Source organism: Sodalinema sp. (genome assembly GCF_046483825.1).
Taxonomy (GTDB): domain Bacteria; phylum Cyanobacteriota; class Cyanobacteriia; order Cyanobacteriales; family Geitlerinemataceae; genus Sodalinema.
Window position 1 is genome coordinate 1 of sequence record NZ_JAWOCL010000063.1, and the last position, 25,285, is coordinate 25,285.

Consider the following 25,285-nt stretch of genomic DNA (forward strand, 5'->3'; position numbering starts at 1 on the left):
CCCTATTCCCTGTTCCCTATTCCCCGTTTACGAAAGTAATACGGGGAATAGGGAACAGGGAATAGGGAATAGGGAATAGGGAATAGGGAATAGGGAATAGGGAATAGGGAATAGGGAACAGGGAATAGGGAATAGGGAATAGGGAATAGGGAATAGGGAATAGGGAATAGGGAATAGGTAGCCGGGGGGAAACCCATCCCTATCTCCCTTGTGTACCTCTGTATCCTCGGGCGACCACGGCTACGGCTCGGCGATCGCTCGCCGACGGCAAGGGTACGCCTCGAAGTGTTTCCCCTCTTGCCTCTTGCCTCTTGCCTCTTGCCTAAGATTCTACTCTTCTCCGGGTTCAATGATGCGTTGGAAGAGATACCCGGTTCCTCGGGCCGTGAGGATTAACTCAGGGTTGCTGGGATCTTCTTCGAGTTTGGCCCGTAGTCGGGAGATATGTACATCCACCACCCGCGTATCGACATGACGTTCGGGGGTATAGCCCCAAACCTCTTGTAGAATTTCAGAGCGCGAGAACGGTTCTCCTGAGCGGCTAACCAGTAACTCTAACAAACTAAACTCCATCCCGGTTAAGCGGATACGTTCGTCGCCCTTATACACCTGGCGTTTATTGGTATCAATGCGAATCGTATTAACTTGGATTACTCCCGAACTGGGAATCCCGGTACTGTTAATTTTGTCTACCCGTCGTAACACCGAGCGAATTCTAGCTTCGAGTTCTTTTGGCGAGAAGGGTTTGACCACATAGTCATCAGCCCCTAACTCTAACCCGGTGATGCGATCGGCAACATCCCCTAACGCTGTCAACATAATGATGGGAACATCCGACTCTTTGCGGAGTTCCTGACATACGCCATAGCCGTCGAGTTTCGGCATCATCACATCCAACACCACCAAATCCGGTTGGCTGTCACGAAACGTGTCGAGGGCTTCTTCACCATCAGCCGCTGTCACCACATCGTAGCCAATCATGGCCAGGCGGGTTTCCAAAATACGACGGATGCTGGCTTCATCATCAACAACGAGAATTTTTTCTTTTTGACTATCCAATGTCCTTCAAGCCTCTTAAACGAACCTTTATTTTGATAAAGTTTGTTAGCGTACACTATTAAGATACTACCCCATCGAGGTTTAGAATCAAGTTGAAATCCTGTCTAGGGTTATCTTTCAGGGTTTCGCCACGATTCTCGCGGCCCTCGGGATGACTGAGGGTGGCTGCCCTTGTCCCCACCCACTGAGTCATTATGGCAAAGCCTCGCACAATTTATGTCTGTCAGGAATGCGGTGCTGAGTTTCCTCAATATTTTGGTCGTTGTACCAATTGCGGAGCCTGGAACTCCCTGGTGGAAACGGAACCGATCGAGGCCCTGACAACAACTCGCCCTGTGAGTGCGGTGGCCTGGAATCGTAATCTCAATGCTGCTAATGGGGAGAAACCCGGAGGCCAACCTCGGGCGTCGGTGCGTTTGTCGGAAATTGCTGATGCGTCGGTGGCGCGGATGTCGTCGGGGTATGCGGAACTCGATCGCGTCCTCGGAGGGGGCATTGTGCCAGGATCGTTGGTGCTGATTGGCGGTGAACCGGGGATTGGTAAATCGACTCTATTGCTGCAAACGGCCAGTGGTTTGGCTCAAGAGTCGCGGGTTCTCTATGTCTCGGCAGAGGAGTCGGGGCAACAGATTAAATTACGCGCTCAGCGGCTCCTCGATGGACATCCTCACATCGAAAATTCTGCGAATGAGACCCCGGTTGCTGACCTCCAACAACGGGTTGATTTGGGGGCAAATTCGGGGGCTGACGCTGGGGACTCCAGGGGGCCGGAGGGAGAGCCGGAGTTAGGGGAAGGGACTCTGGCGGTGGAGCCGAATTTCTTTCTGTTACCGGAGACGGATTTAGAGGCAATTTTACGGGAATTAGAATCGCTCAAGCCCGATTTTGCGGTGATTGATAGTATTCAAACGATTTACTTTTCGTCTCTGACGTCGGCGCCGGGTTCGGTGGCTCAGGTGCGCGAATGTACGTCGGCCTTAATGCAGGTGGCTAAGCGCGAGAATATCACCTTGTTTGTGGTGGGCCATGTGACGAAAGATGGCTCGATCGCCGGACCGAGGGTGTTAGAACATTTAGTGGATACGGTGTTGTTTTTTGAGGGCGATCGCTTCGCCAGTCACCGTATTTTGCGATCGATGAAAAACCGCTTTGGGGCCACCCATGAGATTGGCGTCTTTGAAATGATTGCCAATGGCTTACGGGAAGTGGCTAACCCGTCAGAATTGTTTATGGGAAGTCGGGATGAGACGGTATCAGGAACCTGTACTGTGGTCGCCTGCGAAGGGACACGACCGATTTTAGTGGAGTTGCAGGCCCTGGTGAGTCCGGCGAGTTTTGGCTCCCCTCGCCGTAGTGCGACGGGTATTGATAGTAACCGCCTGCAACAGATTTTAGCGGTGTTAGAGAAGCGGGTGGGGGTTCCTCTGTCCAAGTTAGACACCTATCTGGCCTCAGTGGGTGGGATTCGGGTTGAGGAGCCGGCTGCCGATTTGGGGGTGGCGATCGCCGTGGTATCTGGGTTCCGCGATCGCCTGGTGGACCCCCATACCGTTCTCATTGGTGAAGTCGGGTTAGGGGGACAAGTGCGCCAAGTTTCTCAGTTAGAATTACGCTTGCGCGAAGCCGCTAAACTTGGGTTCAAACGGGCCATTATCCCCAAAGGACAGAACCCGCCGGAATTGGGCTTAAAACTAATTCCCGTGGCCCGAGTTCTCGATGCTATCTTAGAGGCGATTCCTTCAGCATCTAGCCCATCCCCAGAGGCGATCGAGTCGGGTGGAACTCAACCCGCCTTAAGTCTTCCTCCTCTTGATTTAGCCGAGGATGAGGACGATTGGGATGATGAGCCGCTCAACGCCGATGGGGCCGAAACCGATGGGGCCGAAACCGACCTATTTTAAGGTCACTCGTGTCACCATAGACACAGGACGATGAGATTCATCGCCGGTCAATGAACTGGCTTGATCCGGCTTCATTCGGTCTCCCGTTCCTTGTCTGTGTCCTGTTGTCTTGCGATTCTGCCTGAATGATGCACTTGGGTTTCTTGCCGATTCTCCTTAGGAACCTCTCCTGGGTGGGAGAGTTGGATTTCTCCAGTTCGCTTGTCTGGAGCCTATCTCTGGGAATACCCCTGTGGGGAATCCTTTGGCTCCTTGCCAGACAACAGAGTCAACAGCGTCGAGAGTCGATATCCCCAGTTCTCCCCGATTCTGCTACTATGCCCTCTCCTTCTAACTCATTACCCAATGATTCGTCCTCGGAGTCGATTGAGGCTCTGCAAAAGTTGCGCCTGTTTGTTGAACAGAGTCCCATTGGTGTGATTGAGTGGGACCTCAAGTTTTGCGTGGTGTCTTGGAACCCAGCGGCTGAAGAGATGTTTGGTTACATCGAAGCCGAAGTGTTGGGCAAACATGCCAACGAGATTATCGTTCCTGAGGAGGATCAACCTCATGTGGATGCGGTTTGGTCAACCTTGTTGCAACAGAAAGGAGGAAGCCGTAGCACCAATCGCAATGTGAACCGCCGGGGGGAGATGCTGGTCTGTGAATGGTATAATACGCCGATTATTAACCGGGAAGGGGAGGTGATTGGGGTCGCTTCCTTGGTGCAGGATATTACCCAACGACGACAGGCCGAAGAGTCGTTGCATCAAGCCTATGCCGATTTAGAGGCCCGAGTGCGCGATCGCACGGCTGAACTGTCTCAAGCGAACCAGGCTCTGACGCATGAAATCCGGGAACGAGAACGGATTGAGGCCGAACGTTGGGAATTTTCGGCGCTGCTGCAAGCGACGTTTGACTCAACGGCGGATGGCATTATTGCGGCGGATCAAAATTTAGAAATTATTACCTATAACCGTCAGTTTCAGGAAATGTGGGGGCTTGAGAGTTCCCTGCTGGCCAAACGGGACGGATTAGCGGTCTTAGCGGTCATTGAGCCGCTGTTGTGTGATCCCGAAGGCTTCAGACAAGCCATTGATTTTCTGTTGGAGCATCCCGAAGAAAACAGTTTTGACCAAGTTCGCCTCAAGGATGGACGGATTGTTGAGCGTTACTCTCAACCACAGATTATCGGCGATCGCATTGTCGGACGGGTCTGGAACTTCCGAGATGTTACGGAACGAGAACGCACGGAAGAAGGCTTACGTCTGACTCAGTTTGCGGTGGATGCTTGTGCGGATTTAGTCTTTTGGCTCGACTGTGAGGGGAACTTTACCTATGTCAACGATGCCGCTTGTCAAACCCTAGGCTATGGCCGAGAAGACCTCCTCAATCGCCGCATTTTTGACCTCGACCTCTCCATGACGCCTGAACGCTGGCGGGAGCATTGGCAGGCGTTACGAGAGCAGTCCTCGTTGCAATTTGAGGCGTTCCATGTGACGGCGACGGGGGAGACGATCCCGATGGCGATTACGGCCAACTATGTCCATTTGGGTGAGACGGAGTTAAATTGCGCCTTTGCTCGCGATATCCGCGATCGCGTGCGCACGGAAACGGCTCTACGGGAGAGTGAACAGCGTTTTCGGGATGTTTCGGAAGCGGCGGGAGAATATCTCTGGGAAACTGATATTCAGGCCCGATATACCTTTGTTAGCGATCGCGTGTTAGCGGTAAAAGGCTATCCCTCGTCGCAACTTCTCGGAGAATCCCCGTTTAAATTTATGGCTCCCGAAGATGTCCCTCGGGTTGAGAAGATTCTGGCCCAAGCCAAGGAACAGGGCCAGGGATTTAGACTCGAACACCGAGATATTCTCCCGGATGGAACCATTGTTTGGGAAGAAGTCAATGGGATTCCTCTGCTCGATGATGAGGGCCAAGTCATCGGCTTTCGCGGTGCGGGGTTGAGTATTACGGAGCGCAAGCAAAACGAAGAAAGCTTACGCCGTCAATTTCTGGCCGTTGAGGCGGCGATGGATGGGATTGCTCTGCTCGATGCTCGTTCGGGAACCTATGTCTATCTCAATCAAGCTCATGTGGAGTTGTTTGGCTATGACAGTTCCGAGGATTTTCTAGGCAAAACTTGGCATGGCCTCTATCCTCCTGAGGAGGTTCAACGGATTGAAGCTGAGGTGTTCCCGATTTTGCAATCGCGTCGCCATTGGCGCGGGGATACTCTGGCCCAACGCAAGGATGGGAGTCGGTTTTGGGAAGAAATTTCTCTGTCCCTCAGTGATGATGGCTTACTCGTCTGTGCTTGTCGTGATGTGAGCGACTCCCGTCAGGCCATCGCCAGCCTGGCTGAGAGTGAAGAACGGTTCCGTCAGTTGGCCGAAAATATCGATAGTGTCTTCTGGATACGGGACCCTGAAACCTCCCGCATGATCTACGTGAGTCCCGCCTATGAAAGACTTTGGGGACATTCAGCTCAGGAACTCTACGCCGATCCGAATCAGTTTCTGGAGGCGATTCATCCTGAGGATCGCGATCTCGTGGCGGCCGAGTTCCGACAGCCAACCCCGACACACTCGAGTCAGGAATATCGACTCCTCAATGGCGATGGAACTCTACGCTGGATTCGCGCTCGGGCCTTCCCGGTTCGGGATGAGGCTGGGGCGATTTATCGGATTGTCGGTATTGCTGAAGATATTAGCGATATTAAGCTGGCTGAAGCGGCTCTGGAACGACAGTTACAGCGAGAACGACTCTTATCGACGATCTCGCAACGGATTCGTCAATCCTTGGATATGGAATCGGTGATGCAAACCTCTGTTGAGGAAGTACGGGAGTTTCTGCATACGGATCGGGTGGTGTTGTATCGCTTCAATCCGGATTGGAGTGGCAACATTGTGGTCGAATCGGTTGAACCGGGTTGTTTGCAACTGTTGGGGGAGATGATTGAGGACCCCTGTTTCCGCGAGGGTCAGGTGAACCCGTATCGAGACGGACGTATTAGTTCGATTGATGATGTTGAAGCGGGGGATTTAGAGCTGTGTTATCGTGATTTGCTGCGCCGACTCCAGGTGCGGGCGAATTTGGTGGTTCCGGTCATCCTCAATCGTAATCCAGACGAGACAACGGCCCCAGGGGAAAGTCGGGGTCAGCTTTGGGGGTTACTGGTGGCCCATGAATGTTATCAGCCTCGTCCCTGGCAACATTCGGAGATTGAACTGTTGCAACAGTTGAGTGTTCAGGTGGCGATCGCCATCGGCCAATCTCAACTCTATGCCAAGGCTCAGGCGGAAGTGGCTGAACGTCAACAGGCTGAACAGCGCTTACGAGAAAGTGAAGCCACGATTCGCGCGCTCTATGAGGTGACGGCGAATCAATCGCTTGATTTTGAAACTCGCTTGGATCGGGTTCTCTCGATGGGGGCGCAACGGTTTAATCTCGATATTGGCACGATTGGCCAGGCCAATGGCGATCGCTATGAACTTCTAGCGGTTTATGTGCCGCCGATGACGCTATTCCCGCCTCTACCGGGTGATAGTTTGAATTTGGCGGAAACCTTGGATGCCATCCTCCTCGATCAAATTCGCCAACAGGGTGATGTGAGCCAGGTGTTGACCATTGAGCGGATTCAGGAGTCCCCCTGGGCCAACTCCGATGGCTATCGCTTACGCCGTTTGCAATCCTATTTGGGGGTGGCGATTCTTGTGGCGGGAGAGGTGTACGGAACCCTGTCGTTCTCTTCGCCTCATCCTCAGTCCTCTGGTGTGTTCTCGGAAGCTGACTGTGAGCTGTTACGCTTGATGGCTCAGTGGGTTGGGGGGGAAATTGAACGCCATTCGGCTCAGCAAGAGGTGCAACGCTCTTTCCAACGGGCGTTATTGTTGAGAACGATTACCCAAGATATTCGCTCGAAACTTGATTTACAGGATATTTTCCAAACCACCTGTAATCTGCTCGGACAAACTCTCAATGTTGATCGCTGTCTACTTCATGCTTATGAGGAGGCGCCTCGTCCTCAGGCCCCCGTTCGCGCTGAGTATCTCAACAGTGGAATGTCGTCGTTGTTAAACCTGGATGTTCCTGTGCCGGGCAATCCCCATATTCAAAAGGTTCTCACTAGCGATCGCGCCATCCCCAGTAGTAATGTCTATGAAGACCCTCTTCTGAGCCCTGTGGCGGCCTTGTGCCGGAAAATCTCTTTGAAGTCCATCTTGGCGGTGCGGATTTCCTATAAGGGCCAGGTGAATGGGTTGATTGGCTTGCAACAGTGCGATCGCTTCCGCTATTGGACTCAGAGTGAAATTGAATTGGTTGAGTCGGTGGCGGATCAGGTGGGAATTGCGGTGGCTCAAGCGCAATTGCTCGAACAGGAAACGGCACAACGTGAACAACTGGCGGAGCAAAACCTGGCGCTGGAACAGGCTCGACAATCGGCGGAGTCGGCAAATCAGGCTAAGAGCGAGTTTCTGGCGACGATGAGCCATGAGATTCGCACGCCGATGAATGCGGTTATTGGTATGACTGGCTTGTTGCTGGATATGGATCTGACGCTGGATCAGCGAGATTTTGTGGAGACGATTCGCACCAGTGGTGATGCGCTATTGACGATTATTAACGATATTCTCGACTTCTCGAAAATTGAAGCCGGTAAGTTGGATCTCGAAGAACATCCCTTTGATTTACGCACTTGTGTTGAAGGAGCCTTGGATTTATTGGCGTCTCGGGCGGTGGAGAAGGGAATTGAACTGGCTTGTTTTATTGAACCGTCGGTTCCTCATAGTGTGATTGGTGATGTGACCCGTCTGCGGCAGATTTTGGTGAATCTGCTCGGGAATGCGATTAAGTTTACGGCTCGCGGTGAGGTGGTGGTGTCGGTGTCGGCGTCTCCTCTCCATGATGCGGCCTCGAAGACTCTGGATATGGAGCAGGCTCATCCGACTCATCAGATTCAGGTGTCGGTCAGGGATACGGGGATTGGTATTCCTCAGGAACGGTTGGATCGTCTGTTTAAACCCTTTAGTCAGGTGGATGCTTCGACGACTCGTGAATATGGAGGAACGGGGTTAGGGTTGGCGATCGCCCAGCGGCTGTGTCAGTTGATGGGTGGCCGCATGTGGGTTGAAAGTGCGGTGAATGTAGGCTCGACGTTTTCGTTTACGTTTAAGGCGCGGGAGATCGCCCTGTCGCGTTTGCGGGATCTGACGCAACAGCAGCCGGATTTGGCACAGGCTCGCATTTTGGTGGTGGATGATAATGCGACGAATCGACAAATTCTTACCCGCCAAACTCAGTTTTGGGGAATGCAGCCGTTTGCGGCGGCGTCGGGGGCCGAGGCGTTGGTGTTGTTGGAGGATGGCGCTCGCTTTGATGTGGCGGTGTTGGATATGCAGATGCCACAAATGGATGGGGTGACGCTGGCGAAGAAAATTCGTCAACGACCTGAGGGGCAGAATTTGCCGTTGGTGATGTTTACGTCGATTGGTAAGCCCGAGATTCGCAAGGACTATGAGGATCTCGATTTTGTGGCGTTTCTCAATAAGCCCATTAAACAATCACAACTGTATGATGTGTTGGTGGTCGCTCTGGGACAAACGGTTGAGCTGCCCAGGAAACGCTCGGTTTCCCCGGAACCCACGCCGATTCCGGCGGCGGTTTCAGCGTTACGGGTGCTACTGGCGGAGGATAATGCCATTAATCAGAAGGTGGCTCTGCGGATTCTCGAACGTATGGGCTATCGTGCGGATGTGGCGGCGAATGGTTTGGAGGTGATTGGCGCTCTACACCGGCAACCTTATGATGTGATTTTGATGGATGTGCAAATGCCGGAGTTGGATGGGTTACAAACAACTCGCCGTATTGTGGCGGATGCGGACACTTTCCCATTCCCGAAACCCCGGATTATTGCGATGACGGCGAATGCGATGCAGGGCGATCGCGAGGCCTGTTTGGAGGCGGGGATGGATGATTATGTTAGCAAGCCGATTCGTGTTGAGCAGTTGGCTCAAGCGTTGGCGAAGTGTCCGGCGATTACGATGGACAGTTTCCCGCGAAGTTCGCCTTCTCGTTCGGCTGAGTCTCCGGCTGAGTCTCCGGCTGAGTCTCCGGCTGAGTCTCCTCGGGCGATGGCCCCTCAAAGGCCGCCTATCAGTGCTAGTCCAGCCGCAACTCCCGCACCGGAGCCGGATCGGTCTTCTCAACCGTCGGCGTCGGTTTTAAATCCTGAGGCGTTAGAATCTCTCTGGTTGCTCGTCGGTGAGGATGACTCACAAATGTTTTTGGAAGTGATTGAGAGTTATCTCGAAGAAGTGCCTCAATTGTTGTCTGAATGCTCCGAGGCGATCGCGCAAGAGGATAAAGTCCGGGTGCAACGACTCGCTCATACTCTCAAATCGACGAGTGCAACCCTCGGAGCAACTGAGTTGTCGCAGGCCTGTTCGGATTTAGAACAAATTGCCCTGACGGTGACCGCCAGGGACCATAAACAGGGATTACAACGCTTAGTTGAAGGCTATAAACCGGTTAAACAGGCGTTGCTGCAACTCCGGGAAGAGACTCGTCAAACGCTCAATCATCAATCATGACCCCTCAAGAGTTCGATCAACTCATCCGCAAAACTTTGGTTTATCTGGATTTTCACCACGACGATGCCGCGAAATCCCTACGACGGGAATGGCGGGAGGTTCTCGCTCGTATCCAACGGCTGCAAGGGCCATCCTCGGGTTCGGATTAGCCAGATTTTTGCAATAACTCCCGTGATTCCTGACGCACTTTCCCTTCCATCGCAGCATCCTGAAGTTCGAGAATGGCTTGGAAGTCCTCGAAGTCATACTTCGTGGCTAAATGCTGACGGAGTTGGTTTTCGGCATCAAGGGACAAATAACCGTTGGCGATCGCCTCCTGTACCAGTTCACGAATGGACACCATGAGTTGGCTCATCATATGACATTACGATAGCTCGGAACATCCCTAGTATGAGGGGTCTTACCCCCTGGGGGCGTGATCTATCTTGAGATCATCCGTGAGATTACTGACAAGTTTAGGCGATCGCGATCGAGTCATGGGTGTGATGGCGATCGCAGGGCAGGTTAAGCTCGGGGCGATCGCAACTTAAGCAGACGTTTAAGCCGATGGGTCAGAAGCGTCAGATTTCTTGGGGGTTTCGTCCTTTTCATCTCCTTCATTGGCGACATTTGAGTTATCCCCAGAGCCGTCTTCTGAGTCCTCAGAATCCTCTGACTCTACATCGGTCTGAGCCTTAGGAGCATTCGGCTGAGTATTCGGCTGAGCCACTTCTGTATCGGAGGAGTCCTCTGGCGACGAGTCCTCAACCGCCGTAGCCGGTTGCGGCTCGTTTGGGCTGTCCGGCTCAGTTTTGGGTTGAGCAGTTAACTCAGGTTCTGGCTCAGGTTCTGGCTCAGGTTCTGGCTCAGGTTCTGCTGGCTGCTCGTTCTGGGCTTCCGGTTCAGGGGCGACTCGCTGTTCATCCTGAGGTTCTGGCTCAGATTCTGGCTCAGATCCTGGCTCAGTTTCGGGTTGAGCAGTTAACTCAGGTTCTGGCTCAGATTCTGGCTCAGGTTCTGGCTCAGGTTCTGGCTCAGGTTCTGGCTCAGGTTCTGGCTGAGCATCTAACTCAGGTTCTGGTTCCTGACTGGCTTGCGGCTGAGCCGGAGTGGAAGAAACCGTTGCATCCTCAATATCATCGAAATCCAGGTCTGAATCAACATCGCGATCGAGGTCTAGATCTCGCGAAGACTCGGACCCATCGGGAGGGTTGGGGCGAACGGTCTTCGGCTGGCGACGTAGCAGCCGTCCCACTTGCGCAAAAATACCCGTTTGCCAGAACTTTGGCTTGTCATTAGGCCTGTCATTAGGCTTGTCATTAGGCTTGTCATTAGGCTCGTCGGCCGCTGGGGGGTTAGCACTCTGAACCGGGGGTTCAGCGGGGTTGTCTTCCAAGTTTGGCTCAGATGACGGTAATGCCGTTTCAGTGGTCTCTGGCTCATCAGCTGAGACAGCACGGTTGTGTTGAACTGTCTCGTCGGATTGAGACTCAGATGGAGTTTCATCATCAGAGGTAGGTGCTGACCTTGGAGTTCGTGGCTCAATAGCCGGTGGTGGGGTGTTCTGGACATCCTCTGAGGTGTCCGTTTGGCTGTCAGTTCTCAGTTCAGGGTCAGGTTTAGGGGTATCTGCGGTGGCGGTGTCAGCCGAGTCAACTGCGTCCTCCTGAGGGGTTTCCGTGGGGGGTGCTTGAGTCGTTTTACCTTTGAACCAGCCACTGACCCCTTTCTGGGCGATCGCCTCGGTTGGTGTTTGTTGCGGTTGCGGCGTCACATCTCGACGTAAGCGGAGCGTTTGCCAGCCGAGCCAACCAATCAGCGCGACACTGGCCGACTGTCCTAGTAAAATTGCGCCGGTGAAGCGTCCAGCGCAGAACCAGAGTACTAACGCATAGAAAAAGCCGACGCCACTCCAGATAAAATCCCCTTTACGGTAAACCTCTGGAAAGAAGAACGCCGCCATAAACAGCACGAAGCTCCCTAATCCGACGGCGATGGCAAGAAAGTAGGCAAGCATGTCCTCGGTATCCCCCGAATCGTTCTACTGACCTATTCTACAGTTCTCCCGCCCCCCGTTGGTAATTTGGCTGATTTGTCGGTGCGTTGCAACACAGTTTTTTGAGTTGACGGGTCTTAAGGTCTTCTTCCAGGCCATCGGTTAGGGATCAAGCTACCCTAACAGATGGACCGTCATGGTTCTCAAGCAGACGACTGCAAACCCTTAACGCAACGAATAGATATATGACATTACAAAAGTTTGGTGTGATTGGATTGGCTGTCATGGGGGAAAATCTGGCCCTCAATGTCGAAAGCAAGGGCTTTTCGGTGGCGGTGTATAACCGCACCAGCAGCACCACTGAAGCCTTCATGAACAATCGCGCTCAGGGTAAAAATATCAAAGCGGCGTATTCGGTCGAGGAGTTTGTCGGGGCGTTAGAGCGTCCTCGGCGTATCCTCTTGATGGTCAAAGCTGGCGGCCCGGTTGATGCGGTCATTGAACAACTCAAGCCTCTCCTGGAACCGGGGGATATGATTATTGATGGCGGTAACTCTCTGTATGAGGATACTGATCGCCGGGTGGAGTATCTCGAAGCGGCTGACTTGCGGTTTATTGGTATGGGCGTCAGTGGTGGCGAAGAAGGGGCGCTCCATGGTCCAAGTCTGATGCCGGGAGGGACGAAGGCCGCCTATGATGAAATCGAGGCGATCGTCACGAAAATCGCGGCCCAGGTTGATGACGGTCCTTGTGTGACCTACATTGGTCCGAAGGGCGCGGGTCACTATGTGAAAATGGTGCATAACGGCATTGAGTATGGCGATATGCAATTGATTGCTGAAGCCTACGACTTGCTCAAAAATGTTCTGGGCCTGACCAATGAGCAACTCCAGGAGGTGTTTACACAATGGAATCAAACGGAGGAATTAGATTCCTTCCTCATTGAAATCACGGCGGACATCTTCAAAAAACAGGATGATCAAGGCGATGGCTTCTTGATCGACAAAATCTTGGATGCTGCTGGACAAAAGGGAACGGGACGCTGGACGGTTGTCAGTTCTCTGGAGTTGGGGGTGGCGATTCCTACGATCGCAGCGGCGGTGAATGCGCGGATTTTATCCTCGATTAAGGAGGAACGCAGCGCCGCTGCGAAAGAGCTTGCGGCTCCGACGGGTAAGTTTAATGGTGATACGGAGGCGTTTATCGGCAAAGTCCGTGATGCACTTTACTGCTCGAAGATGTGTTCTTATGCTCAAGGGATGGCGCTGTTGGGCAAGGCGTCTGAGGAATTTGGCTATGCTCTCAATTTAGGGGAAATTGCCCGCATTTGGAAGGGCGGTTGTATTATCAAAGCCGGGTTCTTGAACAAAATCAAACGGGCCTTTGATGAAAATCCAACGCTACCTAACTTACTCCTAGCACCGGAGTTTAAGCAGACCATTCTCGATCGCCAAAGCGCCTGGCGTGAAGTTCTGATGACGGCTAATAGCTTAGGGATTCCCATCCCGGCCTTTAGTGCGTCTCTGGATTACTTCGATAGTTACCGCCGCGATCGCCTTCCCCAAAACCTTACCCAGGCTCAACGGGACTACTTTGGTGCGCATACCTATGAACGCACGGACCAACCCCGAGGCGAGTTCTTCCACGCCGACTGGGTCGACAGCTAGTGTTGAATTGACTTGACGTCTGGGATTAACCCGAAACAAGTCACCCCAAAATAAGGCCACTAAAAAAGAGAGAGGACAACTGAATGTCACTCTCTCTTTTTCGTGATGCTAAGGACGGTGAGTCAAGTTCTGATAGTTCCTGGCTTCAGCTAATTCGGTTGGATATTAGGCTTGACGATTAACGAGAGGCGAGGAACCACTCACGAACTCCTAAGCTTCTTTTTCGATGTAAATAAATAGCAGACCCATGGTGACAACCGGCATCAGCCAGCAGACAACCGGAATCAGAATCCAAGGAAGATAGGAAGCAGCGTAATCACCAGTCATGTCTATAAGGCTCCAATTTCAAAAAAATTCAGGTTAACAGTGCCACAGGATTCACGCACAAACGTCGAGAATTAGTTGTTGACTAATCCGCGAAGAATGGCATCAACCGCACCAAAGTTTTCTAACAAGAAAAATGCCAAAAATGCACTTCCCATGCCACCGATGAAAAATCCAGCGGTGAACTGACTCCAGCCCTCGGAACTTTGCAGGGAATTGTCGCTGTTGGATTGTTGGCCTTGGAAGCTGACTAAGCCATAGGCAGCTAAACAAGCGGTGGCAATGAGCAACAGGGTTCCGCCGCAAATCAAGCCGTTGAGGTTCGCGAACTCGGTACCGCGTTGGGTGCCGAGTTTGACCCAGGGGCCGCCGATGAAGTAGCCGTGAGCCATGCCGATCTCAAGTCCGCGCAGCAGGGGGGACAACCCGGGCCGGTAGGCGGGAAGGTTGCCGATAAAGGTGCGGGTAAAGGCAGAGTCGCTAATGGGGGTGGACAGATGACCCGTCTGAGGGTCGCCCTGATAAGGCTTCACCATCTGATTGCTGGTGGAAGTCGTCATGGAAATTTCTCCTATTCTCTAAAATTCTTGATGAAGAACTTTAAGCTAACATTCTAGGGAAGTGTGGGCGATTTCGTCCCGAAAGCGTTAAATAACTTTAGAAAAGTTCATTAAAATCGGTACGCTGGAGGACCTCCTGGCTACGGGGCTAGGGAAAAGTCTCCTGATCCGATCGCTCAATTGGTGCAAAAACGCAAGGTGTTCTACGGTATTAAGTCAATCATGAATCCCCTCTCGCTGGCTTTGATGTTGGGGACATTGCCCCTGTTCGCTCAGGTGATGCCCCCCTCGCTCCCCCGCCTTCTGGATCACGAGGAGGCGATCTCTGAGATGGCCCCTCAGGACCCGTCGTCGATTCCGACGCCGATGGCGATCGCCCGTCGGGTTCCCAATACTACGGGTCAACTCTATCAGCAACGGTTAGCGGCCCTCGATGCTGGCCGACTCTATACTCGCTTACCCCGCCATAGTTTCCAAGAGGTCTGGGAAACGGCTCGGGAGAGTCCCACGTATGAACAGTGGACGACGTTATTCCGGGAAGAAGCTAAGGCCACGGCGGCGGGCCAGGCCCAGAATCGCCTCTGTGTCACGATTGGAGACTCGTTGACGCAATGGCTCCCGCCAGGAATCTTTGTGGGCGATCGCCTCTGGCTCAATCAGGGCATTAGTGGCGACAATACGGCTCGGATTCGGCAACGGATTGACCTGTTGGAGGGAACTCGCCCCAATACGATTTTTGTGATGGCGGGGGTCAATGATCTGATTGCGGGCCGCTCGGTTCAGGAAGTTTTGTTTAATTATCAGGATATTATCTATCAACTGCGATCGCGCTATGCCCAGGCTGATGTGGTGGTTCAGTCGATTTTGCCGACGGATCATCACGCGGTGAGTAACCAAGACATCCGCGCGGTGAATCGGGAACTGGCCGAGATTGCCCGTCAGCAGGGTGCGATGTTTCTGGATCTTTACCCTCATTTTAGTGATGAATCGGGCCGCATGATCTCAGAGTTGAGTACGGATGGGATTCACCTGAGCGATCGCGGTTATGATCTCTGGCAAAGCTTTTTAACGCAAACGGAGGAGCAATTGTCCCGCGATCGCTTGGCGGTTGGCCGCTAGTCGTTGAGCGTCAAGGTTGAAGACCCCCTAGAACGTGCCATCAAGGCGATCGCTAAACTGCAAGAGTTTGATCAGAACTAAGGCCGTGAGAGGATTGGCATGAAGGCCATCGGTGGAAAAGTCTCGTTTGAGATAGCCATCGTCGTCTGTGATGTAGGGGTTGAGATCCAAAACGCGAATCTGAGGATGTTGGGCGAACAGGTGGGCCAGGTTGCGGTTGAGGCGGCGAACTTTGGCGTTGTCTACCCGTTCCATATGGGGATGGGTCAGTTCGGTCGAGCGCGATCGCGGTAAGACGGAGACGATGATAATCGGAACTTGGGGATATTTGCGGCTTAGGGCATCGAGAACATCGAGGGCATCTTGTTGGATCTCTTGCACGGAGGCCTGTTTGAGTAATTCCGGGGTTCCGGCCCCAAATAAGATAATCTGTTGCGGCTGGAGGCTCTCATCTAAGGCTTGCACCTGTTGGAGGGTATCGTTTAGATGCGCGGCGGGGATGCCGAGGTTGAGATCTTCCTCGCCGATCAGTTCGTCGGGAATCCCGAGGGCGATGGAACTTCCTAGGATTAACCGTTGTATGGGGGAACCTTGTTGGAGAACTTGACGATATTCGCTCTGTTTTAGGGCTAGATAGTCGGCTTTGCTGGGATAACGTAAGGGGTTGGCGGCGATGGTTTCTCGTCGTTGCCACTCATCGGCACTGAGATGGTTCTGAAGCTGCCGAGATTTGCTGAGATACCATTGTCGGCCATCCCACCGGCGATCGCCAAGTTGGTTCACCAGTCTCTGTTCGGCCCGCGACAGGTTGAGAAGGGTTGCGGGGGAGGGGAGTTTAGGGGAGGGTAACGGGGGACGGGTTGTTTGAGGTGGCGGCTGGGAAACGTGGCGTAAGGGTGCGTAATCCTGTGGAGAGGGCCGATTAAGCAGGACGGTGGAACTTTGCCCAAGCAGCAGCAGCAAGCCACTACTGGCGATGGCTAGGTAGAGAAAGATGCGGGGGGAGATCCCTTCATTCTCAAGCTGAGCCAGGATGAGTGACAGTTGGGTCCAAAGGGGCGATCGCAAGGGAAGATGACCTTAACTCAATTCTGGGGCAAATTTGGCTCGAATCGACTCAACCCGTTGACGATTCACGCCTAAATCTGATTCTCCGAGTCGTGAGGCTGAGCGAACCTGAATGACGTTCTCGTCGGTGTCGGCCCAAAACTCAACGTCATCGACGAAACCCATGATGTTTGAGGTAAATTCGGCATAGAGATAGTCAGGTTCGGCGGTGATAATTTCGGCGTTATCTTGCGCTTCTAAAATCTCTTGCAAGCGTTGAATAGCCTGGTTGGGACTTTCTTGGATGGGCAAGGGAGCGGTTTTGTGTTCGAGGTCTGAACTTTGGCTAGAGACGCAGTTGGGTGAACTCGGACAAGGGGCCAGTTCCCCGGATGTTACGCCGAGGTTATCGGGCCGGGAGCCGGAAAAGTGCAAAAGACTGGCTAGGTGTAATCCCTGGCTGGGAAGTGGTGGTAGGGGTACGGCTTTAGCCATAAGTCCGGGAGTTATTCCTAGGAAAAAAATAAGACTAAGAACTCCAGATAATCCGGCTTTAAGGGTACGTTTGAGCATGATTTTAAAGGTGATAAATGGATATATAGCCAAAGGTATAAAAAGCCATTTCTGACTTTTTAATGTTAGCTTTTTAGGGGTTTTGATTGGTTTTTTAGAGGTTAATTCTGAGTTATTCGTAACTCAGAATTAACTCTTGACTAAACCCACAAAATCCTCAATTTGCTTGAGATTACGATCGCCGGCGAGATAGCCAATCCCTCGATGGAGATGCAGCAGAAATTGTTGGGCTAGGGTCTCGGGGTCGGTGGGGAGGTTATCTTGATGACAGCGTTGTTTGAGGGCGATCGCGTAAGCATCGCCGTCATCTCCGGCAAAGATGCGCCAGGTCATCTCCACGTTACTATCGGTGGTAATTTGAACTGGGGATGGGGGACTGGGTTCGGCCAGCGATCGGCATAAGGCCCAACGACAGAGAACGTTCCAACGATCGATCCGGGTCTGACGTTTGAGTTTGCTGAGTTGATCTTTGGCCGTTTGCGAGAGACGCACCCGTTCAACAGGAGGTTCGATCATGGGTAAGACTTAGCTTTGGGGGGTGTCGCCAGGGGCGAAAAAGAGGCGATAGCCAATGTAGCCAACCACGGCGATGACGGCTACACTGATGCCGAGGGTGACGAGACGCATCACGGTCTGAAGAACCGAGAGGCTGAGAACCACGGCCCCGATTCCCACGGCCACTTGGCCAATGGTGGGAAGGGTTTGGAACCAGGTTTTCGCTTGGTTGTACAGCGAGGAGATGGTGGTTTGGGTTTGTTCGGGGAGAGGGTTGCTGTTGGGGCTATCTTGGGATTGAGTGCGATCGCCGAGTTTGCGATCGATGTCGAGTTCGAGTTCTTGAAGTTTACGTTGCCAGTCGGATTGAGAAGCCATAGGACGATTGCGCAAGAGAGTAGTATCGCGGTTCGCTGTCGATGTTCGTATTGTAGCGAATGGCGGTTATGGCTTCCAAGGGAGTTAGAGGTGAAAAGCCCGAACCTCAGACCTTTGGGGAGATGAATGACCGTGTTGGGAACTGTCATAGGGATGAGGTTGGCTTGGGGAGTTGACGGTCACAATAGTAGAGTAATGGTTAAACCCAAATCATCGCTTCAGTCAAGATATCCGTCAAGATATCCGTCAATGTTGAAAGAGGCCGATGTGGAGATTTGGGATTTGAGGAGGCTAACGGCGATGAGACGCAATTCACTAGCATCACTAACGGCGATCGCCCTGGGACTGGTTATCGCTACTCCGACTTTAGCCCAAACGGTTCCCCCCGACGAGGTGTTAGACGTAACTCCCGGTTTTGAGGAGATGGTCTTGGAAGGAAACTCGGGGGGAAGCAGCAACAGTCAAGACTGTGGCTATACGGCGGCGGTTCCCAACCATGAACTGACGTTAACGGAAGACTTTAGCTATCTGCGATTGGATGTATTAGGGGACGCGAATCCGACCCTATTGGTGATTGGTCCTGATCGCGGCGATCGCTTTTGCGCTCGTAGTCTCCCACAACAGTCGGGCTATTGGCAAGCGGGAACCTATGAGATTTATGTCGGAGATCTCAATGGTGAGTCGGCCCCGTACCAGCTCTCGATTTCCGAAAACCCCTAGTTTGCTTTATGATAGACCCTAGCAATCTGGTTGTCTGTCATTCAAAAACTATGGATATTTTAAGTGCTGGCTGGGCGGGACTTCTCGCGACCTTTACCTTTTCCATCGCTCTGGTGGTCTGGGGTCGTCGCGGCTTCTAGTCTCGGCTGAAGCTTTGTTTGTTGATTGAACCCGGTGAGGCTTCTCCCTGAGAACTCACCGGGTTTTTGTTGGAACTCTCCGGTGTTGACCATGTTCTCTCTCTTTCCCTCGGCTGTCCCCCAATCGTCGAATCTACGGCTGAATCTCGGTTGTGGCTATCGTCCCATGGAGGGCTATGTCAATGTAGATCTCTATGGAAGGCCGGATCTGGTTCTGGATTTGGAGACGTTTCCTTGGCCTTGGTCTGATAATACGGTGGCGGAGGTTCAGTTAATTCAAGTGTTGGAACATTTGGGGCGAGATCCCAAAGTTTATCTGAAGATTTGGCAGGAGCTGTACCGTATCTGCAAACCTAGAGCCAGGCTGATTATTGAGGTTCCCCATCACCGTCATGATAATTTCTATGATGACCCCACTCATGTGCGGGCGGTGACGCCGTTGGGGGTGCGGATGTTTTCCCAACGGCTAAATCGGGAGTGGAACCAGCGGGGCTATGCTTGTTCGAGTTTGGGGTTGAATTTGGGGGTGGATTTTGAGCTACGGGATATTTCTTATCAGCCGAGTTCGGTTTGGTTTCAGCGTCATCCTGAGCCTGAGGTGAACTGGCAACTCTTGTTACGGGAAAGCCAGGTCTATAACAACTTGATTCAGTCGCTTCGTATGGTGGTTGAGGTGATGAAGCCAGCGTAACGGCTCGGTTTCCATTTGGCTCCTCGCCCGTCAGTGACTGGAGCGAACTGAGCCAATCTCCATCCTTTGGGGGAGTGCTGATGCTAGAATTTATCGTTAGAATGACCTTAAGCAGTCAGCTTTCCGGCTCGCTAATCTACCCAAGATAAATTACCACAAAATATAAGATTTGTCAACTGTTACCCGTTTTTTGTAGTTCTAAAAGCGAAAGCGACTGCTAACCTGACGTTTACGGAGAGTCTCACATGAGTAACGAAAACCTACAAAAACTTGCTGACTACGGTCAAAGCATCTGGATGGACAATCTCAACCGGTCTGCGATCGAATCCGGTGAGCTGAAGTCTCAGATTGAAAGTTTAAATTTACGGGGAATCACCTCGAATCCCAGCATCTTTGAAAAAGCGATTATCGGCAACCAAGTCTATGATGGCGATATTCGGACTGGGGTTGAGGCGGAGAAATCCCCGGAACAGATTTATGAATCCTTGATTTTTGAAGATATCCGCAACGCTTGTGATATTTTCCGCCCCATTTATGATGAGACGAATGGGAAAGACGGCTATATCAGCATTGAGGTGTCGCCCCATCTGGCGCGGAATATGAAAGACACGTTGGCCGAAGCGCGGCGGTTTAATAACGCTGTCGATCGCCCCAATGTGATGATTAAGATTCCCGGAACCTTAGAGGGGTTTGCGGCCATTGAACAGGCGATCGCCGATGGAATCAATGTCAATGTCACGCTCCTGTTTGCAGTAGAAGATTACAAACAAGCGGCCTGGGCCTATATTCGCGGCTTAGAAACCCGTGTTCAGAACGGACAGCCGGTGGATAACATCGCCTCGGTGGCCAGTTTCTTCCTCAGCCGCATTGATAGCAAAGTCGATGATGCGTTGGATAAACGCCTCGAAGCTGGTGCGGATGCTGAGTTGGTTAACTCTATTAAGGGTAAGGTGGCGATCGCCAATGCGAAGATTGCCTATCAAGCCTATGAAGACATTTTCAGCAGCGATCGCTGGCAGGCCCTGGCTGAGAAAGGCGCCAGTCCCCAACGCCTCCTCTGGGCCAGTACCAGCACCAAGAACCCCGACTACAGCGATGTCATGTATGTTGAGGAACTGGTGGCGGACAACACGGTTAACACCATTCCTCCGAGTACCTTAGACGCCTTCGCCGACCACGGTCAACCACAACCGGATACGGTTCATCGGGATGTGAAAGCGGCCTATCAAGTGATTGCACATCTCAACCACCCGGATATCCAGATTAACCTGGACTCGGTGATGGCAGAATTGATTGAGGAAGGGATTGACAAGTTTATTCAACCCTATGAATCCTTGATGAGTTCCATCGAAGAGAAAACCAAAGCTGTCACCGAGACACCGGAACAAGTCGCAAGTTAATACCCAGATTAGCGATTTAAGTTGACCCGGGGATATTCTTGCCGTAGCGGCTGTCTCAATTGTTGAGACAGTCGCTACATTTATAGTTCTGTTAATTTAATATCTGCTTGTTTTTCAATGGCTTTCAATGTTCCAATAGGTATGTTTTTTTTACTATGAATTGGAATAATAGCTGTCCGTCGGCTTTTGGGGTTGAACAACTTCAGGTGAGAGCCAGTCTGAGAAACTTCAAGAAACCCGGCTGTTTTTAATTTTCTAATGACCTGCTTTGCCGTCAATCGAGGATATCTTGGCATGGAATTTTCAAAGCGCCAGTTCTACAACATCTTGAGGGTTTTGAGTTTCCAAAAATTCATCTGGGATTGGCTCTAACATGAGAGCGATCGCATCCTTAAGCTGTGCGATCGCCTCGTCACGACTTTCTCCAAACGACGAGACAAAGTTTAACTCTGGACAAGTTGCCGAATATAACTGAGAGACTTCATCCCACTCAATAATCGCTCTAACATTCATGGTTAACCCTCTAAAGGTGATAACATCTCCAAATTCATTAACCCAAATGCCCCTAGTGACGCACTTATCCCTAGGGGCATCCTTCGCCATACGGTAACTATTGAACCGTCGTAAACTCTTCAGCTTGTTCAAACAACTTCGGCAATTCCTCATCGGTCCGATGGGGCAGGCCATAGAGATCCCGATAGAGATTATCATAAGCCACCGCCGACTTGCGCCAACTAAAGTCTTGACGCATGGCTCGTTGTTGTAACTTGCGCCAGTCGTTCTTATAACGGAACGACTCCCAAGCGCGAGCCAAACAGGTGTATAAATCGAGAGCCTCATAGCGGTCAAAACAGAACCCAGTTCCCGCCTCTTTCATGGGATCATGGTGGGAGACGGTATCGACTAACCCCCCTGTACGGCGGACAATGGGGAGACAGCCATACCGCATGGCTAACATTTGGCTAATCCCACAGGGTTCAAAGCGACTCGGCATCATAAAGGCATCGGTTCCGGCGTAGATGCGGCGGGCCAGTTGGTCGTTATAGAGAAGATAACTGGCCATGCGCCCAGGATAGCGGGTGCTGAGTTGCCACATCTGGGTTTCGTAGTAGCGATCGCCCGTTCCCAAGAGAACAAACTGACAATCACTATAGGCCATAAAGCGATCGAGAATTTGCAGAAGGAGATCAATCCCCTTCTGTTCGACTAACCGAGTCACCATGCCAATCATGAAGGTCTCGGCATTGACTTGTAGGCCCAATTCTTCCTGAAGCGCAATTTTATTGGCGGCACGTTTTTCAACCGTGTCAGCCGTATAGTTTTGCTTCAGGGCTGTATCCGTTTCCGGGTTATAACTCTCCGTATCAATTCCGTTGAGAATCCCGCTGAGTTTGCTACTAATAAACGAGAGCAAGCCCTCAATTTTTTCCCCATATTCAGCGGTTTTAATTTGTTCAGCGTAGGTGGGGGAGACTGTATTCACCTTGTTGGCAAACTGCACCGCAGCGGCCATAGTGTTATGACCCTGCATATACCAGGGACACCAGGTGATGCGATCGAGATACCACCGCCAGGGACCTTGATAGGCCAGGTTATGAATCGTAAACACCGTAGTAATGTCCGGCGATTGATTCATCCAAACGGGAATCATGCCTGTGTGCCAATCATGACAATGCATGATATCGGGTTTCCAGTAATTCCAGGCAAATTCCGCCGCGCCATTCGCGAACAGAGTAAAACGCCAATCCTCATCATCGCCATGATAGACGCGACGGGGCATAAACGCCGGATGACCAAACAGATAGAGGGGAACATCACTCTTAGGGAGTTTGGTTTCGTAGACGGCGAAGTCTTGGAACATCGCATGGCCCCACCAAACGGGGTCTTCGGGAATCTCGATTTTGTCAGGAAGAAAGCCGTAATAGGGCATAAACACCCGCACGTCATGGCCCAGTTTTCGTAGATACCGGGGGAGTGCGCCCACCACATCGCCCATTCCACCCACTTTAGCGAGTGGTGCGGCTTCTGCCCCAACAAAGAGAATTCGCATGATCTACCTCGGTTGCACGTCTGGATGTCTCAAATCTGATTGTCACAGTAGCAGATTTTTCCCCTTGGCCAACATCTTTCGGCCAGAGTTTGGGCTAGAAGCCTCAGTGGTAGACTCGGGGGAGACTTGGAGGTGATGCGATGACCGCAATTGATTTAAAAGAAAGGCTGTTAGGGTTGAGTCTCTGGCAGAAGCGTCAACTCGTCCGCTTCCTGACGGATAGCTTGGGAAACAGTTCAGATTGAGGCATCGCAGTCTGAGACGATTCCCCTCTCGGTGTTTTTGCAGCAGTCCCCCTGAGCCTCCGTGGTTGATGAGCAGGAGTTGCAGTACGATGGATGGGGTTAACCTCCCACAATGAATTGCTCCTGAGTGTGCTTGAGCTAAGATGAAGTTCTAACGGTCGCTTGGTGAGTATGCCTAACAAAGACTTTTACCATGACACAGTTAAGACAGCACTGGTTCGGGAGGGGTGGCAAATTGTCGCAGAGAACTATGCACTCACCCTAGGGGGCGATCGCCTTTATGTGGATCTAGCAGCCGAGCAACCTCTAGCCTTAGAACGGGACGATGAGAGAATCCTCGTAGAAGTCAAGAGTTTTCTAGGAAAGTCTTTTTTCTTTGAATTAGAACGGGCTGTGGGTCAATATGTAATTTATCGGGACATCTTGGAGGAAACAGATTCAGAGTTCACGCTATATCTGGCGGTTCCGTTAGACACCTATAGCCAAGGCTTTCAGCGGTATTTAGCGGATACCATTATCCGACGTAATCAGATTAAACTATTAGTCTTCGATCCCATTGAGGAGGTGGTTGTAACATGGATAGACAATCCCAATCTATGATTGAGTTGCGAGCGGCGGTTCGGCAAGTGATCTCGGATTATCATCAGCTCAACTTGCAAGCTGATTCCACCCTGGAGACGGTTCCTGTCCTCGATGAAGATAGCGATAACTATTTGCTATTGCTGATGGGTTGGGAACATTCGCGGCGGGTAAAAACTGTACAGATTCACCTTCGAATTAAGGCGGGACGGATCTTAATTGAGGAAGATTGGACAGAAGAGGGGGTGATTGAGGATCTCCTGAGGTTGGGAATCTCCCCTGACTTGATTGTTTTGGCATTTCACCCGCCCAACCAGCGTCAAGGGAGTATGGCGATCGCCTAGAGGATATTGACAAAAATACCCTCTAGTACAGGCAAGAACATCAGCCCCATTTTTGGGTTAAAGGTTAATGTTGAGAGCCTGAAACGCCGATCGCACCTGTTGGGCTTTTTGGCGATCGCCTTGCTGTTCATAGGCGATCGCCGCCTGACGATAAGCACTCAGCAGGGCCTGAGGCGCGGCTACATTCCCCTCGGAATTACGTAGATTCAATAACACCCAGCCCAAGTTATGCTGGGCGGCGGCTAGGTTGGGCGACTCTTTGACGGCGGCTTCTAAATAGGTTTTAGCCTGCTGATAATCTCCTCGTTGAGCCAGAAGAGTTCCTAGGCGATAATTAGCCCAGGCTGAATCGGGATGCTGTTGCCGATAGGTTTGATAGCGTTGAATGGCGGTGGTCAAGTCATTTAAATGCTCATACACCAAAAGACTGTTTTTGTCAACCCATTCCGGGCAATTTTGGGCTTGACGAGCTAAATCCAGACTTTGACGACAGGTGGCTAGATTCCCATGTTGATACTGATACCAAGCCTGCAATCCCAACGCCAGGGGATGCTGAGGAACGTCCCGGAGAAAGGCTTGGAGGCGACGTTGGGCATCCCCCCCAGTCTTCCCGGTGGCTCGTTCTAAGGCGGAAATCACTAGGGGATACACCCAGGATTTTAAGCGAATTTCCTCCTCTTTAGGCGTCTGTTGCGATTTAAACATTCCCTGACTTCCCGCCCGCACGACGGCTTTCCACTGACGCTGATGAAAATTAATCCAGGCTTTAACTCCCAAGGAGAAGGTACAGTCTGGATTAAGCTGTAGGGCTTGTTGGATGGAGGTTTCAGCGGCTGGCCAATCTCCCTGTTTCCCCAAGGCCCAGGCGAGATTGGCGTGCATCCAGGCTTCTTTGGAACTCAGACGAACTCCCTGTTGCAACGCAGCAACAGCATCGTTCCACTGTTGACGGCGACAATAGACTAAGCCGCACACGCCATAACTGCGTCCATCCTGGGGTTGGAGCTGTTGGGCTTGACGGGCGATGTTGAGGGCGCTGGTTCCATCGTCGTGGTTGAGGTGGACGAGGATTAAGGCGAACTCAACCGCCGCTTCTCCGTTGTCGGGTTCTCGCTCTAAACAGGTTTGGTAAACTTGAATCGCTTGATTGAGATTTCCTTGAAGTAAATAATTTTTAGCGGTTTGATGGAGGGGAGAAACAAATTGTCCTTGTAAGGCTTTTCTAAAGTCTTGAGCTGATTGAATTCGCTCTTCAACTCGAAGGCGCATTCCTGTTAAAATGACTCGTTCTAGGTAGGGGCTAAGGTTGGGATTCAGTTGTCGAGGAGGGATGAGGGGGTCGGGTTTTCCTTCATGGACAACTATGGCGCGATCGCTTGAAGCAGCCGGTAATTCCCCGGTACTGAGTTCATACAGGGAGGCGGATAGGGCGTAAATATCGGTGGCGGG

The 25,285-nt window shown here is 51.9% G+C and carries 25 protein-coding genes; 11 read left to right on the top strand and 14 right to left on the bottom strand.

Annotated elements, in window-relative coordinates:
* Positions 1–330: 330 nt before the first annotated feature.
* Positions 331–1,059 (bottom strand): response regulator transcription factor RpaB, encoded by a 729-nt coding sequence (rpaB, locus tag R6U67_RS03895; RefSeq protein WP_068787930.1) that lies wholly within the window; start codon positions 1,057–1,059, stop codon positions 331–333.
* A 58-nt stretch (positions 1,060–1,117) separates the two neighbouring features.
* Positions 1,118–1,252, bottom strand: a complete 135-nt coding sequence (locus R6U67_RS03900; RefSeq protein WP_410251341.1) for a hypothetical protein — start codon at positions 1,250–1,252, stop codon at positions 1,118–1,120.
* A 1-nt stretch (position 1,253) separates the two neighbouring features.
* On the opposite strand from R6U67_RS03900, the gene radA reads away from it, so the two are divergent.
* From radA to R6U67_RS03915, 3 genes are all read left to right on the top strand, one after another.
* Complete coding sequence (radA, locus tag R6U67_RS03905) at positions 1,254–2,960, top strand: DNA repair protein RadA (RefSeq protein ID WP_410251342.1); 1,707 nt, start codon at positions 1,254–1,256, stop codon at positions 2,958–2,960.
* Between the two features lie 317 nt (positions 2,961–3,277).
* Positions 3,278–9,529 (top strand): PAS domain S-box protein, encoded by a 6,252-nt coding sequence (locus R6U67_RS03910; RefSeq protein WP_410251343.1) that lies wholly within the window; start codon positions 3,278–3,280, stop codon positions 9,527–9,529.
* Positions 9,526–9,678 (top strand): hypothetical protein, encoded by a 153-nt coding sequence (locus tag R6U67_RS03915; protein WP_410251344.1) that lies wholly within the window; start codon positions 9,526–9,528, stop codon positions 9,676–9,678. Before R6U67_RS03910 ends, R6U67_RS03915 begins: the two co-directional genes overlap by 4 nt.
* Here R6U67_RS03915 and R6U67_RS03920 read toward each other — a convergent pair.
* Complete coding sequence (locus R6U67_RS03920; RefSeq protein ID WP_410251345.1) at positions 9,675–9,887, bottom strand: hypothetical protein; 213 nt, start codon at positions 9,885–9,887, stop codon at positions 9,675–9,677. The genes R6U67_RS03915 and R6U67_RS03920 overlap by 4 nt on opposite strands.
* 180 nt (positions 9,888–10,067) lie before the next feature.
* On the bottom strand, positions 10,068–11,525 hold the full coding sequence (locus tag R6U67_RS03925; protein ID WP_410251346.1) for a Ycf66 family protein: 1,458 nt from the start codon (positions 11,523–11,525) through the stop codon (positions 10,068–10,070).
* 224 nt (positions 11,526–11,749) lie between these two features.
* Between R6U67_RS03925 and gnd the strand changes: the two genes are divergently transcribed.
* A complete protein-coding gene (gene gnd / locus R6U67_RS03930; protein WP_410251347.1) occupies positions 11,750–13,171 on the top strand; it encodes a decarboxylating NADP(+)-dependent phosphogluconate dehydrogenase in 1,422 nt (473 codons plus the stop codon).
* A 210-nt stretch (positions 13,172–13,381) separates the two neighbouring features.
* On the opposite strand, the gene R6U67_RS03935 is transcribed toward gnd, so the two are convergent.
* Together R6U67_RS03935 and R6U67_RS03940 are read right to left on the bottom strand one after the other, a co-directional pair.
* Positions 13,382–13,498, bottom strand: a complete 117-nt coding sequence (locus tag R6U67_RS03935; protein ID WP_074162781.1) for a photosystem I reaction center subunit VIII — start codon at positions 13,496–13,498, stop codon at positions 13,382–13,384.
* 71 nt (positions 13,499–13,569) lie between these two features.
* On the bottom strand, positions 13,570–14,055 hold the full coding sequence (locus R6U67_RS03940; RefSeq protein WP_410251348.1) for a photosystem I reaction center protein subunit XI: 486 nt from the start codon (positions 14,053–14,055) through the stop codon (positions 13,570–13,572).
* Positions 14,056–14,277: 222 nt separating this feature from the next.
* Here R6U67_RS03940 and R6U67_RS03945 point away from each other — a divergent pair, with 222 nt between their 5' ends.
* Positions 14,278–15,174, top strand: a complete 897-nt coding sequence (locus R6U67_RS03945) for a GDSL-type esterase/lipase family protein (RefSeq protein WP_410251349.1) — start codon at positions 14,278–14,280, stop codon at positions 15,172–15,174.
* Positions 15,175–15,201: 27 nt separating this feature from the next.
* On the opposite strand, the gene R6U67_RS03950 is transcribed toward R6U67_RS03945, so the two are convergent.
* The 4 genes from R6U67_RS03950 to R6U67_RS03965 form a co-directional block, all read right to left on the bottom strand.
* Entirely contained in the window at positions 15,202–16,242 is a 1,041-nt protein-coding gene (locus tag R6U67_RS03950) for a GDSL-type esterase/lipase family protein (protein WP_410251350.1), read from the bottom strand.
* Between the two features lie 12 nt (positions 16,243–16,254).
* Complete coding sequence (locus tag R6U67_RS03955) at positions 16,255–16,716, bottom strand: DUF1499 domain-containing protein (protein ID WP_410251351.1); 462 nt, start codon at positions 16,714–16,716, stop codon at positions 16,255–16,257.
* A gap of 207 nt (positions 16,717–16,923) precedes the next feature.
* A complete protein-coding gene (dndE, locus tag R6U67_RS03960; protein ID WP_410251359.1) occupies positions 16,924–17,307 on the bottom strand; it encodes a DNA sulfur modification protein DndE in 384 nt (127 codons plus the stop codon).
* A 12-nt stretch (positions 17,308–17,319) separates the two neighbouring features.
* Complete coding sequence (locus R6U67_RS03965; RefSeq protein ID WP_410251352.1) at positions 17,320–17,667, bottom strand: hypothetical protein; 348 nt, start codon at positions 17,665–17,667, stop codon at positions 17,320–17,322.
* 300 nt (positions 17,668–17,967) lie between these two features.
* Between R6U67_RS03965 and R6U67_RS03970 the strand changes: the two genes are divergently transcribed.
* The 4 genes from R6U67_RS03970 to tal all read left to right on the top strand — a co-directional run bounded on the left by R6U67_RS03970 (position 17,968) and on the right by tal (position 20,618).
* Positions 17,968–18,387, top strand: a complete 420-nt coding sequence (locus R6U67_RS03970) for a hypothetical protein (protein ID WP_410251353.1) — start codon at positions 17,968–17,970, stop codon at positions 18,385–18,387.
* A gap of 50 nt (positions 18,388–18,437) precedes the next feature.
* Positions 18,438–18,527 carry a cytochrome b6-f complex subunit PetN gene (locus tag R6U67_RS03975; protein WP_068787938.1) on the top strand — a complete coding sequence of 30 codons (90 nt, stop codon included), beginning with the start codon at positions 18,438–18,440 and terminating at the stop codon, positions 18,525–18,527.
* Between the two features lie 91 nt (positions 18,528–18,618).
* Positions 18,619–19,218 (top strand): class I SAM-dependent methyltransferase, encoded by a 600-nt coding sequence (locus R6U67_RS03980; RefSeq protein WP_410251354.1) that lies wholly within the window; start codon positions 18,619–18,621, stop codon positions 19,216–19,218.
* A gap of 245 nt (positions 19,219–19,463) precedes the next feature.
* A complete protein-coding gene (tal, locus tag R6U67_RS03985) occupies positions 19,464–20,618 on the top strand; it encodes a transaldolase (protein WP_410251355.1) in 1,155 nt (384 codons plus the stop codon).
* 80 nt (positions 20,619–20,698) lie between these two features.
* On the opposite strand, the gene R6U67_RS03990 is transcribed toward tal, so the two are convergent.
* From R6U67_RS03990 to glgA, 3 genes are all read right to left on the bottom strand, one after another.
* Positions 20,699–20,914, bottom strand: coding sequence for a type II toxin-antitoxin system HicA family toxin (locus R6U67_RS03990; protein ID WP_410251356.1), 216 nt, complete (start codon positions 20,912–20,914; stop codon positions 20,699–20,701).
* A 7-nt stretch (positions 20,915–20,921) separates the two neighbouring features.
* A complete protein-coding gene (locus R6U67_RS03995; RefSeq protein ID WP_068787950.1) occupies positions 20,922–21,131 on the bottom strand; it encodes a type II toxin-antitoxin system HicB family antitoxin in 210 nt (69 codons plus the stop codon).
* Positions 21,132–21,228: 97 nt separating this feature from the next.
* On the bottom strand, positions 21,229–22,668 hold the full coding sequence (gene glgA / locus R6U67_RS04000) for a glycogen synthase GlgA (RefSeq protein ID WP_410251357.1): 1,440 nt from the start codon (positions 22,666–22,668) through the stop codon (positions 21,229–21,231).
* A 416-nt stretch (positions 22,669–23,084) separates the two neighbouring features.
* On the opposite strand from glgA, the gene R6U67_RS04005 reads away from it, so the two are divergent.
* Positions 23,085–23,513 carry a XisH family protein gene (locus tag R6U67_RS04005; protein ID WP_170190176.1) on the top strand — a complete coding sequence of 143 codons (429 nt, stop codon included), beginning with the start codon at positions 23,085–23,087 and terminating at the stop codon, positions 23,511–23,513.
* Positions 23,489–23,836 carry an element excision factor XisI family protein gene (locus R6U67_RS04010; protein WP_068787942.1) on the top strand — a complete coding sequence of 116 codons (348 nt, stop codon included), beginning with the start codon at positions 23,489–23,491 and terminating at the stop codon, positions 23,834–23,836. The genes R6U67_RS04005 and R6U67_RS04010 overlap by 25 nt, the downstream gene beginning before the upstream one ends.
* Before the next feature lie 57 nt (positions 23,837–23,893).
* Here the strand turns inward: R6U67_RS04010 and R6U67_RS04015 are convergent.
* Positions 23,894–25,285: tetratricopeptide repeat protein (locus tag R6U67_RS04015; RefSeq protein ID WP_410251358.1), on the bottom strand; the 1,392-nt coding region annotated here is incomplete at its 5' end.